The 233-nt window shown below is 68.2% G+C and carries 1 pseudogene; it reads left to right on the forward strand.

The features are described 5' to 3' along the window. A pseudogene (locus SB753_RS41700) lies at window positions 1–233 on the forward strand (rhodanese-related sulfurtransferase); the annotation flags it as partial.

Below are 233 nucleotides of genomic sequence, written 5' to 3' on the forward strand. Positions count from 1 at the left end.
GGCGAAGGGCTCGCCGCGCGCGCCGCTGAACGTTTCGAAAGCCTCGGCTATAGCGACGTCGCGCTGCTCGAAGGCGGCCTGCAAGGCTGGCGCAAAGCCGGCGGCGAGTTGTTCCAGGACGTCAACGTGCCGAGCAAGGCGTTCGGCGAACTGGTCGAAAGCGTGCGCCACACGCCGTCGCTCCCGGCACAGCAGGTGCAGGCGCTGCTCGACCGCGAAGAGAACGTGGTCGT

Origin of the sequence: Paraburkholderia sp. SIMBA_053 (genome assembly GCF_046534895.1) — a bacterium.
In the GTDB taxonomy this organism is placed as follows: domain Bacteria; phylum Pseudomonadota; class Gammaproteobacteria; order Burkholderiales; family Burkholderiaceae; genus Paraburkholderia; species Paraburkholderia caledonica.